The 16927-nt window shown below is 74.0% G+C and carries 15 protein-coding genes; 7 read left to right on the forward strand and 8 right to left on the reverse strand.

Annotated features, from left to right (window positions below; all coding sequences use genetic code 11):
• Window positions 1-65: 65 nt before the first annotated feature.
• Both ligD and ACL02U_RS26475 read left to right on the forward strand, forming a co-directional pair.
• Window positions 66-1097, forward strand: coding sequence for a non-homologous end-joining DNA ligase (gene ligD, locus ACL02U_RS26470; protein ID WP_412793457.1), 1032 nt, complete (start codon window positions 66-68; stop codon window positions 1095-1097).
• Window positions 1098-1296: 199 nt separating this feature from the next.
• Entirely contained in the window at window positions 1297-2334 is a 1038-nt protein-coding gene (locus ACL02U_RS26475; protein ID WP_412793458.1) for a LacI family DNA-binding transcriptional regulator, read from the forward strand.
• A 151-nt stretch (window positions 2335-2485) separates the two neighbouring features.
• Here the strand turns inward: ACL02U_RS26475 and ACL02U_RS26480 are convergent, their stop codons facing one another.
• Window positions 2486-3274 carry a VOC family protein gene (locus ACL02U_RS26480; protein WP_412793459.1) on the reverse strand — a complete coding sequence of 263 codons (789 nt, stop codon included), beginning with the start codon at window positions 3272-3274 and terminating at the stop codon, window positions 2486-2488.
• A gap of 228 nt (window positions 3275-3502) precedes the next feature.
• Between ACL02U_RS26480 and ACL02U_RS26485 the strand changes: the two genes are divergently transcribed.
• Window positions 3503-3748 carry a WhiB family transcriptional regulator gene (locus ACL02U_RS26485; RefSeq protein ID WP_412793460.1) on the forward strand — a complete coding sequence of 82 codons (246 nt, stop codon included), beginning with the start codon at window positions 3503-3505 and terminating at the stop codon, window positions 3746-3748.
• Window positions 3749-3772: 24 nt separating this feature from the next.
• On the opposite strand, the gene ACL02U_RS26490 is transcribed toward ACL02U_RS26485, so the two are convergent.
• From ACL02U_RS26490 to ACL02U_RS26510, 5 genes are all read right to left on the reverse strand, one after another.
• Window positions 3773-4747: an acyl-ACP desaturase gene (locus ACL02U_RS26490; protein WP_412793461.1), complete on the reverse strand. Its 975-nt coding sequence runs from the start codon at window positions 4745-4747 to the stop codon at window positions 3773-3775.
• 218 nt (window positions 4748-4965) lie between these two features.
• Entirely contained in the window at window positions 4966-5742 is a 777-nt protein-coding gene (ddaH, locus tag ACL02U_RS26495; protein WP_412793462.1) for a dimethylargininase, read from the reverse strand.
• Window positions 5743-5839: 97 nt separating this feature from the next.
• On the reverse strand, window positions 5840-7495 hold the full coding sequence (locus ACL02U_RS26500; protein WP_412793463.1) for an ABC-F family ATP-binding cassette domain-containing protein: 1656 nt from the start codon (window positions 7493-7495) through the stop codon (window positions 5840-5842).
• Between the two features lie 311 nt (window positions 7496-7806).
• Entirely contained in the window at window positions 7807-8223 is a 417-nt protein-coding gene (locus tag ACL02U_RS26505) for an SsgA family sporulation/cell division regulator (RefSeq protein WP_412793464.1), read from the reverse strand.
• Between the two features lie 593 nt (window positions 8224-8816).
• Window positions 8817-9113 carry a YciI family protein gene (locus ACL02U_RS26510; protein ID WP_412793465.1) on the reverse strand — a complete coding sequence of 99 codons (297 nt, stop codon included), beginning with the start codon at window positions 9111-9113 and terminating at the stop codon, window positions 8817-8819.
• Window positions 9114-9164: 51 nt separating this feature from the next.
• Between ACL02U_RS26510 and ACL02U_RS26515 the strand changes: the two genes are divergently transcribed.
• Window positions 9165-9908, forward strand: coding sequence for an endonuclease V (locus ACL02U_RS26515; protein ID WP_412793466.1), 744 nt, complete (start codon window positions 9165-9167; stop codon window positions 9906-9908).
• A gap of 203 nt (window positions 9909-10111) precedes the next feature.
• On the opposite strand, the gene ACL02U_RS26520 is transcribed toward ACL02U_RS26515, so the two are convergent.
• A complete protein-coding gene (locus ACL02U_RS26520) occupies window positions 10112-11290 on the reverse strand; it encodes a saccharopine dehydrogenase family protein (RefSeq protein WP_412793467.1) in 1179 nt (392 codons plus the stop codon).
• Window positions 11291-11507: 217 nt separating this feature from the next.
• Here ACL02U_RS26520 and ACL02U_RS26525 point away from each other — a divergent pair, with 217 nt between their 5' ends.
• From ACL02U_RS26525 to ACL02U_RS26535, 3 genes are read left to right on the forward strand one after another with little or no spacing between them, the layout of a single operon-like run.
• On the forward strand, window positions 11508-12653 hold the full coding sequence (locus ACL02U_RS26525; RefSeq protein WP_412793468.1) for a CaiB/BaiF CoA transferase family protein: 1146 nt from the start codon (window positions 11508-11510) through the stop codon (window positions 12651-12653).
• 11 nt (window positions 12654-12664) lie between these two features.
• A complete protein-coding gene (locus ACL02U_RS26530; protein WP_412793469.1) occupies window positions 12665-13879 on the forward strand; it encodes an acetyl-CoA C-acetyltransferase in 1215 nt (404 codons plus the stop codon).
• 34 nt (window positions 13880-13913) lie between these two features.
• Entirely contained in the window at window positions 13914-16094 is a 2181-nt protein-coding gene (locus ACL02U_RS26535; RefSeq protein ID WP_412793470.1) for a 3-hydroxyacyl-CoA dehydrogenase NAD-binding domain-containing protein, read from the forward strand.
• 11 nt (window positions 16095-16105) lie between these two features.
• On the opposite strand, the gene ACL02U_RS26540 is transcribed toward ACL02U_RS26535, so the two are convergent.
• A complete protein-coding gene (locus ACL02U_RS26540; RefSeq protein WP_412793471.1) occupies window positions 16106-16846 on the reverse strand; it encodes a MerR family transcriptional regulator in 741 nt (246 codons plus the stop codon).
• Window positions 16847-16927 lie beyond the last annotated feature (81 nt).

The following is a 16927-nucleotide window of genomic DNA, read 5'->3' on the forward strand; positions in this document are numbered from 1 at the left end:
AGACCCTGCGACGACCCCCGCGAAGTCGCCGTGCGAAGTGGCCGGGGCGCGCCTACGGTGTCCGCATGGGCGACGCGGTGGAACTCGAAGCGGCCGGCAGGACCGTGCGGCTGTCCCATCCGGACAAGGTGTACTTCCCGGAACGCGGCTTCACCAAGCTGGACCTCGCCCGCTACTACCGGGCCGTCGGACCGGGCATCCTGCGCGCGCTGCGCGACCGCCCCACCACCCTGGAGCGCTACCCGGACGGCGTGACCGGCGAGTGGTTCTACCAGAAGCGTGCGCCCAGGAACATGCCCGACTGGATCCCCAGGGCCCACATCACCTTCCCCAGCGGCCGCAGCGCCGACGAGATGTGCCCCACCGAGGAGGCCGCCGTCGTGTGGGCCGCCCAGTACGGCACCCTCACCTTCCACCCGTGGCCGGTGCGCCGTCAGGACGTCGACCATCCCGACGAACTCCGCATCGACCTGGACCCGCAGCCCGGCACCGACTACACCGACGCCGTCCGTGCCACCGGTGAACTGCGCGCCGTGCTCGACGAGTTCGGCGGACTGCGGGGCTGGCCCAAGACGTCCGGCGGGCGCGGGCTGCACGTCTTCGTGCCGATCGAACCCCGCTGGACCTTCACCCAGGTGCGGCGGGCGGCGATCGCCGTGGGCCGCGAACTGGAGCGGCGGATGCCCGACCTGGTGACGACCAGGTGGTGGAAGGAGGAGCGCGGTGAGCGCGTCTTCCTCGACTACAACCAGACCGCCCGCGACCGCACCATCGCCTCCGCCTACTCGGTACGCCCCCACCCCCACGCCCCGGTCTCCGCCCCACTGCGCTGGGAGGAGGTCGGCGACGCGCGCCCCCGGGACTTCGACCTGGCGACCATGCCAGCCCGCTTCGCCGAACTCGGCGACGTGCACGCCGACATGGACCGGCACGCCTACTCGCTCCAGGCCCTGCTGGACCTGGCAGCCCGGGACGAGCGCGACCACGGACTCGCCGATCTGCCGTACCCGCCGGAGCACCCGAAGATGCCCGGCGAGCCGATGCGGGTGCAGCCGAGCCGGGCGCGGAGGGCGCGGCCCGCGCCGGGCGGCTCCTGAACACCGGTCGGCTCCCGGTGCCGCGCCGCGGGCCCGAAGCCCGTCCCGCCGGCCGAGCCTCCCGCCCGCAGACCACCCGGCCTTGCAGACCATCCGGCCCTGCAGACCGCAGACCACCCGGCCCACGCTCCCACCGCCCGCCGCGGCTGCCTGCGACCCGCGGCTATCCTGAGCGGCAATCGCCGGTGAGGAGCCCCAAGTGACCGAGACTGCCCCGCGTCCCACGTTGGAGGCCGTGGCCGAGCGGGCCGGCGTGTCCCGGGCCACCGCGTCCCGCGTCGTGAACGGCGGATTCGGGGTCAGGCGGCCGCTCGTCGAGCGGGTGCTGCGGGCGGTGGACGAGCTAGGCTACGTCCCCAACCAGGCCGCGCGCAGCCTGGTCACCCGGCGGCACGACGCCGTGGCCGTGGTCATCGCGGAACCGGAGACCCGGGTCTTCACCGACCCCTTCTTCGCCCTCCAGTTGCGCGGCATCAGCAAGGAACTGGCAGCCCACGACAACCAGCTCGTGCTGCTGCTGACCGAGGGCCGCGACGACCACACGCGCGTCGGCCGCTACCTCGCGGGCGGTCACGTCGACGGGGCGCTGGTCTTCTCGCTGCACCTGGACGACCCGCTGCCCGGTCTGATCCGGGGCGCCGGACTGCCGACCGTGTTCGGCGGGCGGCCCGGCTGGGCCGAACCCGGGGCGGAGCCCCTCCACGTCGACAGCGACAACCGCGGCGGCGCCCGTGACGCCGTACGGCACCTCGCCGGGCTCGGCCGCACCCGCATCGCGCACATCACCGGCCCGCTCGACCAGACCTCCGCCGTGGACCGGCTCGCCGGCTACCGCGACGTCATGACCGGTGCCGACGAGGGACTGGTCGAGGAGGCCGACTTCACCCCGGCCGGCGGGGAGCGGGCGATGGGCGCGCTCCTCGACCGCCGCCCCGACCTGGACGCCGTGTTCGCCGCGAACGACCTCACCGCCTCCGCGGCGCTGCGCGTGCTGCGTGCCCGCGGGCGGCGCGTGCCCGAGGACGTGGCCGTGATCGGCTTCGACGACATGCTGCCGCTCGCCGAGCAGACCGACCCGCCGCTGACCACGGTCCGCCAGCCCATCGAGGAGATGGGCCGGCTCATGGCGCGCCTGCTGCTGCGCCGCGTCAAGGACGGCACGACCGGCCCCGGCGCCCCGGACGCGCCGTCCGGCATGGTGCTGCCGACGACGCTGGTCCGCCGCGGCTCGGCCTGAGCGGCCCGACGCCGGTCACCCCCCGTGCCGGGAGCCGGGAGCCGGGAGCCGGGAGCGGGGGGCGGGGAGCCGGGAGCCGGAAGCCGGGCAGGCCGGCACGGGCGCCGGCGCCGGCTGGCGCGGCGGGCGCGGGTCCGGCAGCGGCAGGGTCTCAGGCCTGCGCCGCGGCGCTCCTGATCACCGCGAAGCGCGCGCCGTACGGGTCGGCCAGTCTGGCCATCCGTCCGACGCCTTCGACATCGGCGGCGGGCACCCGGACGGTGCCGCCCAGCCTCTCCGCCGCGGTGACCACCGCGTCCACGTCGGGCGTCTCGAAGTACGGCAGCCAGTACGCCGCGGACTCCGCCGGGTCGTCGGCCAGCGGGACCATGCCGCCGAACATGGCCTCCTCGCCGCCCTCGGCGGGGTTCACGCAGGTGTAGGTGGCGCCCCCGAACGGCACCGCCGAGGTCTCCAGGCCCAGCACCGCGTGGTAGAAGGCGGCCGCGGCCGCGATGTCCGCCGTGTACAGCTCGACCCAGCACAGGGAGCCGGCTTCGCCGGCCACGTCCACGCCCCTGGTCTCCTCCGGCTGCCACAGCCCGAACGGCACCCCCGCCTCGTCGGCGAGGACCGCCACCCGGCCCTGGCCCATCACGTCCGTCGGCTGCATCAGCACGCGCCCGTGCGCCCGCTCGGCCGCGTCGGCCGTGGCCCGGGCGTCCGGGGTGCGGAAGTACACCGTCCACGAGGGAGGGCTGCCCTGTCCCGGCGGGGTCTGCATGGCACCCGCGGCGGTGCGGCCCTCGTGCTGGAGGAATCCGTAGCCGCCGGCGTCGGGGCCCGCCGACACGAAGTGCCAGCCGAACAGCTCGCCGTAGAAGCGGGTGGCTCCGTCCAGGTCAGAAGTGCCGAGGTCGATCCAGTTCGGGGCGCCGTCGACGAATCGGGTGGTGAGCATCGTCGCCCTCCTTGTGCCGGGGAGGTCTCGTTGTCCGCTCTGCCGAGTCTGGCACCCGCCACCGACATCCGCCGCCGCACGCGTGCCGCAGCGTGCCGCCGTGACGGGGGCGCGCTCGGTGCGGAACCATGGACCCCGCCGGTCCCGCGGACTCCGCCGGGCCCCGGCGGAGTCCGCGTTGATCGCGCGTTGATCGAACGTTTCGCGCCGCGCGGCAGGCTTCCGGCCATGCTCATCGACACGATCCCCGCACCCGACCTCGTCTGGCAGGAGGAGGCCCTGTGCGCACAGACCGGAGGAGAATTCTTCTTCCCCGAGCCGGGCAGTTCGGTACGGGAGGCGAAGCGGATCTGCGGGCTGTGCCCGATCCGTGCCGCCTGCCTGGAGTACGCCCTCGACCACGACGAACGCTTCGGCGTCTGGGGCGGCCTGTCCGAGAAGGAGCGCCTGGCCCTCCGGCGCTCGTCCGGCTGACGGCGGCTCCGGAGGGCGGGGAGGTCAGGCTTTCCCGCGGGCCTCCATGCGCGCCCGCCGCGCCGCGAGCCGCTCGTCGAACTTGGCGGCCTCGCCGTCCAGGCCGTCCAGGAACAGGCCCAGTTCCTCCTGCGCGCCGCGCCCTTCGGGGCCGAGCCCGTCGATGTCCATGACCTTCAGGAAGCGCAGGACGGGCTGGAGTACGTCGTCGTGGTGGATGCGCAGGTTGTACACGCCGCCGATCGCCATCTGCGCGGCGGCCCGCTCGAAGCCGGGGATGCCGTGCCCGGGCATGCGGAAGTTCACCACCACGTCCCGCACCGCGGACATCGTGGGGTCGGGGGCGATCTCGAACGCCGCCCGGAGGAGGTTCCGGTAGAACACCATGTGCAGGTTCTCGTCGGTCGCGATGCGGGCCAGCATGCGGTCGCAGACCGGGTCGCCGGACTGGTGGCCGGTGTTCCGGTGGGAGATGCGGGTGGCCAGCTCCTGGAAGGCGACGTAGGCCACCGAGTGCAGCATCGAGTGCCGGTTGTCCGACTGGAAGCCCTCGCTCATGTGCGTCATGCGGAAACGTTCGAGCTGGTCGGGGTCGACGGCGCGGGAGGCGAGCAGGTAGTCGCGCATCACGATGCCGTGCCGGCCCTCCTCCGCCGTCCAGCGGTGCACCCAGGTGCCCCAGGCGCCGTCCCGGCCGAACAGGGTGGCGATCTCGTGGTGGTAGCTGGGCAGGTTGTCCTCGGTCAGCAGGTTGACCACCAGGGCGGTCCGCCCGACGTCGGTGACCCGGGACTGCTCCTTGTCCCAGGCCTCGCCGTCCGGGAAGAGGCCGGGGAAGTTGCGCCCGTCGCTCCAGGGGACGTACTCGTGCGGCATCCAGTCCTTGGCGACCTTCAGATGCCGGTTGAGTTCCTGCTCGACCACTTCCTCCAGGGCATACAGCAGCCGGGCGTCGGTCCAGGCGGCGGGGCTGCCCAGGGCGGGGGAGGTGAGCGACACGGAGAACTCCAGGGGGACGCGAAGCGGAGCGGAAGCCTCCGGCGGCCGGCGCCGGAACTTACGGGATCGTAGGCTACGAGTCCGTAGGTTACGAGTCCGTAGGTTAAGGGTGATGTAAAGATCGCTGATCAGCGCAGGTGGAACGGCTTCCTCCGGCTCATTCCGACAGCCCCGGGACCCGCAGGTCCCGGGGCTGGAAGAGGGAGGGGATCACCCGTTCAGGCGTAGAGCCCCCGCATGCGCACGGAGAGGCATGTCACACAGCCCTCCAGCTTCTCGAACTCGCTGATGTCCACCACGGTCACCTCGAAGCCGAGATCGGTGAGCAGCTCCGCCGTCTTCGGTGCGCTCGCCGCGATGAGCAGCCGGTCCCCGCCCAGCAGCACCACGTGCCCGCCGGACTCCTCCGGAGCGGACAGGAAGCGCGGGAACAGCGAGGGCCGGTCCACATGCGGGATGTGCCCGATGACCGTGCCGTCCGGCAGCGCGGTCACCGCCGACTTCAGGTGCAGCACCTTGCTCACCGGAACCGCGACGATGCGCGCCCCGAGCGGTTCGAAGGCGGCCCGCAGCTGCTGGATACCCGCGGCGTTGGTACGGCCGCCGCGGCCGACGTACAGCGTGTCGCCGATCTTCAGGACGTCGCCGCCGTCCAGCGTGCCCGGCTCCCAGATCCAGTTCACCGAGCAGCCCAGGCGGGCCACGGCCTGCTCGACTCCGGGGGTCTCCTCACGCCGGGACTCGGCCCCCGGCCGCGTGATCAGCGCCACGTTCCGGTACATCACCACCGTGTCCTCCACGAACACGGAGTCCGGGCAGTCGTCGGCCGGTTCCACCTCGACCGTCTCCCAGCCGTGGGCGGCCAGCGCCGCGACGTAGGCCTCCCACTGCTCGACGGCGAGCCCGACGTCCACCGTCTCCCGCTCGACATGGGTCACCAGGCCTTCGGCCAGGCGCGGGCTGGGACGGCGGACGAGGGCTTTCTGGCTGGGCACGAGCAGGTCTCCGGATCGGCGGAACGGTTCTGTGGGCCATCATGCGGCACCGGTGGGCCATGATGCAGGCCGGGAGGGCGCTGCGGAACCCCCACCGTCAGGCGGTGCTCCCGGGCGGGCGCTCCGCTCCGGCCCGGCCCAGCCGCCCCGGCTCGGTCTCCTCCAGTTCCCCTCCCTCCAGCAGCAGCCAGCGGGTGATGCCCACGGACTCCAGGAACGGCAGGTCGTGGCTGGCCACGACGAGTGCGCCCCGGTACGACTCCAGCGCGGTGGTGAGCTGCTTCACGCTCGCCATGTCGAGGTTGTTGGTGGGCTCGTCGAGGAGCAGCAGCTGCGGAGCGGGTTCGGCCAGCATCAGCGCCGCCAGCGCCGCCCGGAAGCGCTCGCCCCCCGACAGGCCGGCCACCCTGCGGTCCGCGCGGGCGCCCCGGAACAGGAAGCGGGCCAGGCGGGCCCGGACCCGGTTGGCGGTGGCCTCCGGAGCGAACCTGGCGGCGTTCTCGGCGACCGTCAACCGGTCGTCGAGAACGTCCAGCCGCTGCGGCAGGAACCGCAGCGGAACGTGCGCCCGCACCTCGCCGGCGACCGGCGGCAGCTCCCCGGCGATGGTGCGCAGCAGCGTCGTCTTGCCCGCTCCGTTCCGCCCGACCAGAGCCACCCGCTCCGGCCCGCGCAGATCGAGACCGCCCCGGATCCGGGCACCGTGGGCCGGCTGCAGATCCAGCAGGGTCAGCACGGTCCGGCCGGCCGGGACGGCCGTGTGCGGGAGGTCGACACGGATCTCGTCGTCGTCCCGCACGGCCTCCACCGCCTCGTCGAGCCGTTCCCTGGCCCCGGCGAGGCGCTCCTCGTGCACGGCGCGGTGCCGGCCCGCGGACACCTGGGCGGCCCGTTTGCGCGCCCCCATCACGATCTTCGGCTCGCGTTTCTCCTCGGCCATCTTCTGGCCGTAGCGCCTGCGGCGGGCCAGTTTGACCTGCGCCTCCACCAGTTCGCGCTTCTGGCGGCGCAGGTCGGCCTCCGCCGCGCGGACCGTGCGCTCGGCCGCCTCCTGCTCCACGGCCAGGGCCTCCCGGTATTCCGAGAACGTGCCGCCGAACCAGGTGATCTCCCCGGAGTGCAGGTCGGCGATCTGGTCGACCTGATCCAGCAGTTCCCGGTCGTGGCTGACCACGACCAGGACGCCGGTCCAGGCCGCGACGGCGGCGTGCAGCCTGCGCCGGGCGTACAGGTCCAGGTTGTTGGTCGGCTCGTCGAGCAGCAGGACGTCCGGGCGGCGCAACAGCAGCGCGGCCAGCCGCAGCAGCACCGACTCGCCGCCCGAGACCTCGCCGACGGTGCGGTCCAGGCCGATGTGGCCGAGGCCGACTTCGCCGAGGGCGGCGAGAGCCCGCTCCTCGACGTCCCAGTCGTCGCCGACGGCCTCGAAGTGCGCCTCGGACACCTCGCCCGCCTCGATGGCGTGCAGTGCGGTGCGCCGTGCGGCGATGCCGAGCACTTCGTCGACCCGCAGCGCGGTGTCGAGGGTGACGTTCTGCGGGAGCATGCCCACCTCGCCGGTCACGCGGACGGAGCCGCCGGATGGGGTGAGCTCTCCGGCCACGATTCTCAGCAGGGTCGACTTGCCGGAGCCGTTGGCGCCGACGAGACCGGTCCGGCCGGTGCCGAAGGCGGCGTCGAGCCCGTCGAACACGGGGGTGCCGTCGGGCCATTCGAAGCTCAGGGACGTGCAGGTGAGGGATGAAGCGGACACGAGACCTCGCGGTGGTGTGATGCGGTGGGATCGAACGCGTGTCGAGACACCGCGAGGCGGTCACCGTACGAGGCGGGTCCGGGAGCAGGTCCGGAAGGCGAGGCAGCCGCAGAGGGATGGGCCTGCGCCGGGGGAGGGGCTCGGTCGCCGAGATCGCACGCCACGCCGACACCCCACGGGGTGTGACGCGGTGTCCCAAGACCTCAGACGAGCAACGTCCTTCTCCTGTCGACGGCAGCAGAACCGTCTCCACCGTAGGAGGGGGTCCGTGGGCGGTCAATCGGATTAATCGCCGCCCGGGCGCGGCCGGTTCAGAGCGGGTCGCGCATCAGTTCCGCCAGACCGCGGTCGATGTCCAGGCGCAGATACTCCAGTCCGGTCGGCACCAGGCTCTCTGCGGCGTCGAGGAAGCTGCGGACGTCCGTGGAGTGGAGGTGGACGACGGCGGCGCCCTCGGGGGCGTGGAACTCCAGTACCGTGCGCCCGAACCCGTAGGGGCGCACCCGCACGTCGCCCTGCCCCTCGGTGCGTTCCAGGCCGGCCGCGAGCAGTTCCCTGGCGAAGGTCCAGCACACCTCCACTCCTTCCAGGGTGGCCGGAGCCGGGAAGGTGATGCGCACCGCGAAGGGGTCGCGCGGGTCGTACTGCAGCGTCGCGGAGATGGTCGGCACACGTGGCGCGGCGGCGACGAGCCGAGCCTCGACGAGCTGCTCGATGACGGTGGACAACGCCTTGCTCCCTTGGAACGGCGGGACGGGGGGAGGGGGTTGGGCTTTTCGGGACGAGTGGGGCGGAACTGCGGACGGGCGGATCCGTGCGGGACGGCTGGACCGTCGCCCCGGGGGCGGGGCGGCCGACGGGACCGGCACTGGAAGAGACGTCGGAAAGGGCCCCCGAGTGCACACGAAATCCGAGTGACCTCAGTCACCGTGTTCATGCACGCGAGGCGTCCCCCGGTTCCATCGGGACGCCTGAGGTGTTCGCGGGGTCGCCCTGCAGCCGTCGGCCGCGGGGCGGGCAGAGGTGCGTCGGGGCGGGACGAACCGAGGTGACGGGCATCGGTCCGGACGCGGTCCGGCGGGCGCGGCGGCGCGGGACCGGCGGTGCGCACGGCGGCGGTCCGGGCGCGGCGTACCGCTTCGGCGCGGGCGGCTCGTCGGAGGGGCCAGAGGGAGGGTCCGGGGGGCCGGGGCAGGGCCACGGAGGAGGTGGAGGCCGGGGGGGAAGCGACCGGGGCGGGGGAGGGGCGGTGGGCACCGGGGCCGGTCCGCGGGCCGCGCGCGCCGGAGGCGGTCGCCCCGCGGCGTGCGCGGCGGGTGGCTCAGGCAGGCGTCTCGCGGTGGTCCGCCAGCGCGGGGGCGGTCTTGGTCGCCGCGAACTCGGTGATGCGGTAGGCGCAGACGCCCGCGCTGCGGAACGGGTCGCTCGCGGCGATCTCCTCGATCCGGGCCCTGCTCTCCGCGACGGCGAGGATCACCCCGCCGTCGCGGGGGTTCTTGCGGCCGGAGGCCAGGAAGACACCGTCGGCGTACTGCTCGTCCAGCCATGCGCGGTGGGCGTCGAGCAGGGCGTCGACGGCATGGAGCGGTGCGGTGTAGGTGAGTTCCAGGACGAACATGATCCGAAGTGTAGTCCCGCGGGCGACCCGGACCGTACGCTCGATCCCGACATGGCGACCGTACCCGTTCCCGCGGCTCCCCTCGCGGACTGGCCCGCGACAGAGGAGCAGGCCCGCGAGGTCCAGGACGCCCTGCGGGCCCGGGTGGTCCTGGACGAGACGGGTCCGCCGCCCCGCACCGGTACCGTCGCGGGCGTCGACGTCGCCTACGACGACGAGCGGGACCTGGTGGCGGCCGCGGCCGTCGTGCTGGACGCGGACACCCTCGACGTCGTCGCGGAGGCCGCGGCGGTCGGCCGGAACTCCTTCCCCTACGTGCCGGGGCTGCTTGCCTTCCGGGAGATCCCCGCGGTCCTGGCCGCCCTCGATGCGCTGCGCCGCCCGCCGGGACTGGTCGTCTGCGACGGCTACGGCCTCGCCCACCCCCGCCGCTTCGGCCTCGCCTCCCACCTCGGGGTGCTCACCGGACTGCCGTCCATCGGCGTCGCCAAGACCCCGTTCGCCTTCGCCCACCGCGATCCCGGACACGTACGCGGCAGCACCTCGCCGCTGACGGACGGCGGGGAGGTGGTCGGCCGCGCGCTGCGCACCAGGGACGGCGTCAAGCCGGTGTTCGTCTCGGTGGGCCACCGGGTCGGCCTCGACAACGCCTGCGCGCACGTCCTCGCGCTCACCCCGCGCTACCGCGTGCCGGAGACCACCCGCAGGGCGGACGCCCTCTGCCGGCGCGTCCTGCGCGAGGAGATCGGCCGGCGCGCGTCGGCCGAGGGCACCGGGGAGCGGGGAGCCGGCTGAGCGGAGTCCGGGGAAGGTCCGGGCGGACCCCGGGCGCGGGCCGGGCGCCCGCCCGCTCGCGACGAGTCCAACCCGCCGCAGCGGCCGGGTGAGCGGGCGCCCGCCCGTCCGCCCGGTGCCCGCCCGTCCGCCCGGTGCCCGCCCGTCCGCCCGGTGCCCGCCCGTCCGCCCGGTGCCCGCCCGGCCACCCGCGAGCGGGGAGGTCAGCGCCCGGCGACCACCCGGAAGCGGATGCCCGCCCCGCTCAGCCGTTCGATCAGCGCGTCCCCCATCGCCACCGCCGTGGTGACCTGCCCGGAGGTCGGCGGCAGCTCGTCGAAGGCCAGGCAGAGGGCCGCCTCGGCGAACATCTTCGCCGTCTCGTCGTAGCCGGGGTCGCCGCCCGAGACCTCGGTGCGCACACGCCTCCCGCCCCCCTCGCCGACGAATCGCACCGAGAACCAGCTCCGCGCCCGCTTCTGCGCGCTCGGTCCGTCGCCCGGGCGCAGGCGTCCGGACAGCCAGCGCCGTGCGGGCGGCACCTGGGCGGCCGTCAGGACGGCACCGGCGGCGGCGATGCCGCCGACCGCGACGGGCAGGTGCCGCACGGCCGCGTAGTGCCGGTAGCGGAAGTCCGGTCCGTAGCGGGGGAGCGCGCGCGCCGAGCGCTTCACGATCTGCGGGTCGATGGTCGGCAGCGGCAGGGCCCACGCGCCGACCTCGCCGGCGAACCGGGGCGCGCCCGTCGGTGCCGCCGCGCGGCGGCCCGGCACCCGCGGCTCGTGCCGGCGGCGGTCGCGTGCGGCGGCCCGCATCGGGCGCAGCCGGGCGAACTGGTTCAGCGCCGAGGCCAGGGTGCCGCCGGAGAACGCCGCGTCGGCCGTGACGAAGCCGTCCACGGTGAGGGGCACCGCTTCCGGCAGCTGCCGGACCGTGAACAGCACACCCAGATCGTGCGGTACGGAGTCGAAGCCGCAGGCGTGCACCAGCCGTGCTCCGGTCTCCCGGGCGCGTGCGTCGTGGCGCACGTACATCAGGTCCACGAACTCCGGCTCGCCGGTGAGGTCGACGTAGTCCGTTCCGGCGTCGGCGCAGGCGGCGACGAGTTCCTCCCCGTACCGCACGTACGGGCCCACCGTGGTCGCCACGACACGTGCCTGCCCGGCGAGCGCGCGCAGCGAGGCGGGGTCGGACACGTCCGCCCGCAACTCGCCGATCCGGTCGCCGCCCGGCAGTCGGTCGCGCAGCTCGGCCAGCCGGCGCCGGTCGCGCCCGGCGATCGCCCAGCGCAGGTTCCCGGGCGCGTGCGCGGCGAGGTACTCCGCGGTCAGGGTCCCGACGAATCCGGTGGCCCCGAAGAGCACGATGTCGTACGGACGATCCGTCTTTTTCAGCCTGTTCATGACACCCCTCGCTCGTACGGCCGGGCCGCTGTCGGTGGCCGAGGCTAGCGCGACCGGCGGGCGGCCGGGACGCGGGCCCGCCCTGTCGGCACGCCGGATCGGGCACCCGCGTGGCCATAATGGGCTAAGCGCTTGCTCGCCCAGGTCTTGTGCACTGTGCGAGGCCTTCTTAGCATCACTGGTGTTACATCGGTTGTGTCACAGCAAGGGGGCTGGATTGAGCACGGCACCGACACCCGGGCACGGCCCGCTGACCGGCGTGCGCGTGCTGGAGCTGGCGGGCATCGGCCCCGGGCCGTTCGCCGCCATGCTGCTCGCCGACCTCGGCGCCGACGTCGTCCGCGTGGACCGGCCCGGCGGCCAGGGCCTCGCCGTCGACCCGGCCTGCGACGTCACCAACCGCAACAAGCGCTCGGTGGTCGTCGACCTGAAGTCCGCCGACGGCCCCGGCCTCGTCCTCGACCTGGTCTCGCGCGCCGACATCCTCGTCGAGGGCTACCGCCCCGGCGTCGCCGAACGCCTCGGCGTCGGTCCCGCCGACTGCCACGCCCGCAACCCGCGGCTCGTCTACGGCCGGATGACCGGCTGGGGCCAGGACGGGCCGCTCGCCCACCGCGCCGGCCACGACATCTCCTACCTCGCGCCCACCGGCGCCCTCGGCATGATCGGCCCGGCCGACGCGCCGCCCCCGCCCCCGGCCAACCTCCTCGGCGACTACGCCGGCGGCTCCCTCTACCTCGTCGTCGGCGTCCTCGCCGCCCTCCACCACGCCCGCGCCACCGGCACCGGCCAGGTCGTCGACGCCGCCATCGTGGACGGCGCCGCCCACCTGACCGCGATGATCCACGGCATGCTCGCGGCCGGCGCCTGGCAGGACCGGCGCGGCGCCAACCTCCTGGACGGCGGCTGCCCCTTCTACGGCACCTACGAGACGGCCGACGGGCGCTACATGGCGGTCGGCGCGCTGGAGCCGCAGTTCTACGAGGAGTTCGCCGAGCTGCTCGGACTCGGCGACCGGGCCGCGGCACGCACCGACCCGGCCCGCTGGGGCGAGCTCCGCCGGGCGATCGCCAGCCGCTTCCGCACCCGGACCCGCGCGGAGTGGACGGCCGTCTTCGAGGACTCCGACGCCTGCGTGGCCCCCGTGCTGTCCCTCGGCGAGGGCCCGCACCATCCGCACCTGGCCGCCCGCGGGACCTTCACCGACCACGGCGGCCTCACCCAGCCCGCGCCCGCCCCCCGCTTCTCCGCGACCCCGACCGCCGTCCGCACCGGACCCGCACGGCCCGGCGCCGACACCGCGGAAGTCGCCCGCGACTGGGCCGTGCCCGGCCTGCCGACCGCACCCGAAAACCCTCAGTGAAAGGTCTCCCCGTGAGCACCGAAGCGTACGTGTACGACGCGATCCGCACCCCGCGCGGACGCGGCAAGGCGACCGGAGCCCTGCACGGCACGAAACCGATCGACCTCGTCGTCGGCCTCATCCACGAACTGCGCGACCGCTTCCCGGACCTGGACCCGGCGGCCGTGGACGACATCGTGCTCGGCGTCGTCGGCCCGGTCGGCGACCAGGGCTCCGACATCGCGCGCATCGCCGCGATCGCCGCCGGACTCCCGGACACCGTGGCGGGCGTCCAGGAGAACCGCTTCTGCGCCTCCGGCCTGGAAGCCGTCAACCTCGCCGCCGCCAAGATCCGTTCCGGCTGGGAGGACCTCGTCCTCGCGGGCGGCGTCGAATCCATGTCCCGGGTGCCGATGGCCTCCGACGGCGGAGCCTGGTTCAACGACCCGATGACCAACCTGGCCGTCGACTTCGTGCCGCAGGGCATCGGCGCCGACCTGATCGCCACCGTCGAGGGCTTCTCCCGCCGCGACGTCGACGAGTACGCCGCCCTCTCCCAGGAGCGGGCCGCCGCCGCCTGGAAGGAGGGCCGCTTCGACCGGTCCGTCGTGCCGGTGAGGGACCGCAGCGGACTGGTCGTCCTCGACCACGACGAGCACCCGCGCCCCGGCACCACCGCCGACTCCCTCGCCGGCCTCAAGCCCTCCTTCGCCGACATCGGCGAACTCGGCGGCTTCGACGCCGTGGCCCTGCAGAAGTACCACTGGGTGGAGGCCATCGACCACGTCCACCACGCGGGCAACTCCTCCGGCATCGTCGACGGCGCCGCCCTGGTCGCCATCGGCTCCAGGGAGGCCGGCGAGCGCAACGGCCTGCGCCCGCGCGCGCGGATCGTCTCCGCCGCCGTCTCCGGCTCCGAGCCGACCATCATGCTCACCGGCCCGGCACCCGCCACCCGCAAGGCCCTCGCCAAGGCCGGTCTGACCATCGAGGACATCGACCTCGTGGAGATCAACGAGGCGTTCGCCGCGGTCGTGCTCCGCTTCGCCAAGGACATGGGCCTGCCCCTGGACAAGGTCAACGTCAACGGCGGCGCCATCGCCCTCGGCCACCCGCTCGGTGCCACCGGCGCGATGATCCTCGGCACCCTCGTCGACGAACTGGAACGCCAGGACAAGCGCTACGGCCTCGCCACGCTGTGCGTGGGCGGCGGCATGGGCGTCGCCACCGTCGTCGAGCGCATCTGACCCCCTCCCCCCGGATCACACGGAGCATCTCCCCATGAGCACTGAGCCCACCGCCATCCGCTGGGAGCAGGACGACACCGGCGTCGTCACCCTCGTCCTGGACGACCCCGACCAGTCCGCCAACACCATGAACCAGGCGTTCCGCGACTCCCTCGCCGCGGTCGTCGACCGGCTGGAGGCCGAGCGGGACACCGTCCGCGGCGTCATCGTCACCTCCGCCAAGAAGACCTTCTTCGCCGGAGGCGACCTGCGCGACCTGATCCGGGCCACCCCGGAGACCGCCCAGGACCTCCTCGACGGCGGACTGGCGATCAAGCGCAACCTGCGCCGCCTGGAGACCCTCGGCAAGCCGGTGGTCGCCGCGCTCAACGGCGCGGCCCTCGGCGGCGGCTACGAGATCGCCCTCGCCTGCCACCACCGCGTCGCCCTCGACGCCCCCGGCTCCAAGATCGGCTGCCCCGAGGTCACCCTCGGCCTGCTGCCCGGCGGAGGCGGCGTCGTCCGCACCGTGCGCCTGCTCGGCATCACCGACGCGCTGCTGAAGGTGCTCCTCCAGGGCACCCAGTACAGCCCCCGCCGCGCCCTCGACAACGGACTGGTCGACGAGGTCGCCGACACCCCCGAGGACCTGCTCGCCCGCGCCCGCGCCTTCGTCGACGCCCACCCCGAGGCACAGCAGCCCTGGGACCGGCCCGGCTACCGGATCCCCGGCGGCACCCCGGCCAACCCGAAGTTCGCCGCGAACCTCCCCGCCTTCCCGGCCAACCTGCGCAAGCAGACCGGCGGCGCCCCCTACCCCGCGCCCCGCAACATCCTCGCCGCCGCGGTCGAGGGCGCCCAGGTCGACTTCGAGACCGCCCAGGTCATCGAGGCCCGCTACTTCGTGGAACTGGCCGCCGGACAGACCTCGAAGAACATGATCCAGGCGTTCTTCTTCGACCTCCAGGCCGTCAACGCCGGAGCCAACCGGCCCCGGGGCGTCGAACCCCGCAGGGTCCGCAGGGTCGCCGTGCTCGGCGCCGGGATGATGGGAGCCGGCATCGCCTACGCCTGCGCCCGCGCCGGCATAGACGTCGTACTCAAGGACGTCACCCCCGAATCCGCCGCCAAGGGCAAGGGCTACTCCGAGAAGCTGTGCGCCAAGGCCGTCGCCAAGGGCCGCACCAGCCAGGAGAAGGCCGACGCGCTCCTCGCCCGCATCACCCCCACCGCCGAGGTCGCCGACCTGGCCGGCTGCGACGCCGTCATCGAGGCCGTGTTCGAGGACACCGCGCTCAAGCACAAGGTCTTCCAGGAGGTGCAGCAGGTCGTCGCGCCGGACGCGCTGCTCTGCTCCAACACCTCCACCCTGCCCATCACCGGGCTCGCCGAGGGAGTGGAGCGGCAGGCCGACTTCATCGGCCTGCACTTCTTCTCCCCGGTCGACAGAATGCCCCTGGTGGAGATCATCAAGGGCGAGCGAACCGGCGACGAGGCCCTCGCCCGCGCCTTCGACCTGGTCCGGCAGATCAACAAGACCCCCATCGTGGTCAACGACTCCCGCGGCTTCTTCACCTCCCGCGTCATCGGCCACTTCATCAACGAGGGCGTCGCCATGGTCGGCGAGGGCGTCGAACCCGCCTCCGTGGAGCAGGCCGCCGCGCAGGCCGGCTACCCGGCCAAGGTGCTGTCGCTGATGGACGACCTCACCCTCACCCTGCCCCGCAGGATCCGCAAGGAGACCAGGCAGGCCGTGGAGGAGTCCGGCGGCACCTGGACCCCGCACCCCGCCGACGCCGTCGTCGACCGCATGGTCGACGAGTTCGGCCGTACCGGCCGCAGCGGCGGCGCCGGCTTCTACGAGTACGGCGAGGACGGCAAGCGGCTGCGCCTGTGGCCGGGCCTCCGCGAGCACTTCACCCGGCCGGGCACCGAGATCCCCTTCCGGGACATGCAGGAGCGCATGCTCTTCGCCGAGGCGCTGGACACCGTCCGGCTCATGGAGGAAGGCGTGCTGACCTCGGTGGCCGACGCCAACATCGGCTCGATCCTGGGCATCGGCTTCCCCGGCTGGACCGGCGGCGTCCTGCAGTACGTCAACGGCTACGACGGGGGCCTGCCCGGCTTCGTGGCCCGCGCACGGGAACTCGCCGCCCGCTACGGCGACCGCTTCGCCCCGCCCGCGCTGCTCGTCCGCAAGGCCGAACAGGGCGAGACCTTCACCGACGCGCGCTGACCCGCACCACCTCAGCGGCCGCTCCCCGCAGGCCCCGCCCCCGGGGAGCGGCCCTCGTCCAGCCAGCCGCGCAGCTCCTGGCGCAGAGAGCGCTGGAAACTCGTCAGCAGTGCCTGCACCACCAGCGGATGCATGTGGGCGGAGAGGGACTTCACGTCCTGCGTGCCGCGGTCGGCCACCGCTTCGCGCAGCAGCCGCGACATCTCCTGCGCGGCCGCCCGGCCGTGCTCGACCAGCGCCGCGCGGGCCGCGAGGACCGTCTCCTGCGACAGCGGCACGTCCAGCAGTTCGGCCCCGAGCCGCAGCAGGCCGGCGTCCACGCGGAAACCGTCGCCGTCCGGCGCGACCACGTCCATCGCCGCCAGCCGGGCCACGTCCTCCTCGCTCAGCGTCCGCCCGGCCCGGCGGTCGAGGTCCTCCCGGTCCACCGTCTCCACCGCCTCGGGAGCCCCGGACGCCACCACCGCGCGGTGCAGCGCGAGGTCCCGGGCGCTCAGGTCCGGCGGCAGCTGCCGCAGGTGACGCTCGATCGCGGCCAGCGTCATGCCCTGGTGCTGCAACTCCTCGATCAGCTCCAGCCGCCCCAGGTGCTCCGGGCCGTAGTGGCCGACCCGGCGCGGACCGAGCACCGGCGGCGGCAGCAGCCCCCTGGTGCCGTAGAAGCGGACGGTGCGCACCGTGACGCCCGCCCGCGCCGCCAGCTCGTCGATGGTGAGGGTCGGCGCCGTCGGCTGCTCGGTCTCGGTCGTCATGCACAGCAGTATCGCTGTCCCACCAGCGCTGTGACACCTCTCCCGGCACTCCCTGCGCCGCACCCGGGCGCCCCCGGCGAG

The organism is Streptomyces sp. MS06 (genome assembly GCF_047200655.1).
Taxonomy (GTDB): domain Bacteria; phylum Actinomycetota; class Actinomycetes; order Streptomycetales; family Streptomycetaceae; genus Streptomyces.

Coding starts and splice junctions, on each gene's coding strand:
- ACL02U_RS26510 (WP_412793465.1), bottom strand. CDS start 9,113: ATGTTCGTCCTGGAACTCACCTACACCGCACCGCTCCATGCCGTCGAC.
- ACL02U_RS26540 (WP_412793471.1), bottom strand. CDS start 16,846: ATGACGACCGAGACCGAGCAGCCGACGGCGCCGACCCTCACCATCGAC.
- ACL02U_RS26535 (WP_412793470.1), top strand. CDS start 13,914: ATGAGCACTGAGCCCACCGCCATCCGCTGGGAGCAGGACGACACCGGC.
- ACL02U_RS26480 (WP_412793459.1), bottom strand. CDS start 3,274: ATGCTCACCACCCGATTCGTCGACGGCGCCCCGAACTGGATCGACCTC.
- ACL02U_RS26485 (WP_412793460.1), top strand. CDS start 3,503: ATGCTCATCGACACGATCCCCGCACCCGACCTCGTCTGGCAGGAGGAG.
- ACL02U_RS26515 (WP_412793466.1), top strand. CDS start 9,165: ATGGCGACCGTACCCGTTCCCGCGGCTCCCCTCGCGGACTGGCCCGCG.
- ACL02U_RS26520 (WP_412793467.1), bottom strand. CDS start 11,290: ATGAACAGGCTGAAAAAGACGGATCGTCCGTACGACATCGTGCTCTTC.
- ligD (WP_412793457.1), top strand. CDS start 66: ATGGGCGACGCGGTGGAACTCGAAGCGGCCGGCAGGACCGTGCGGCTG.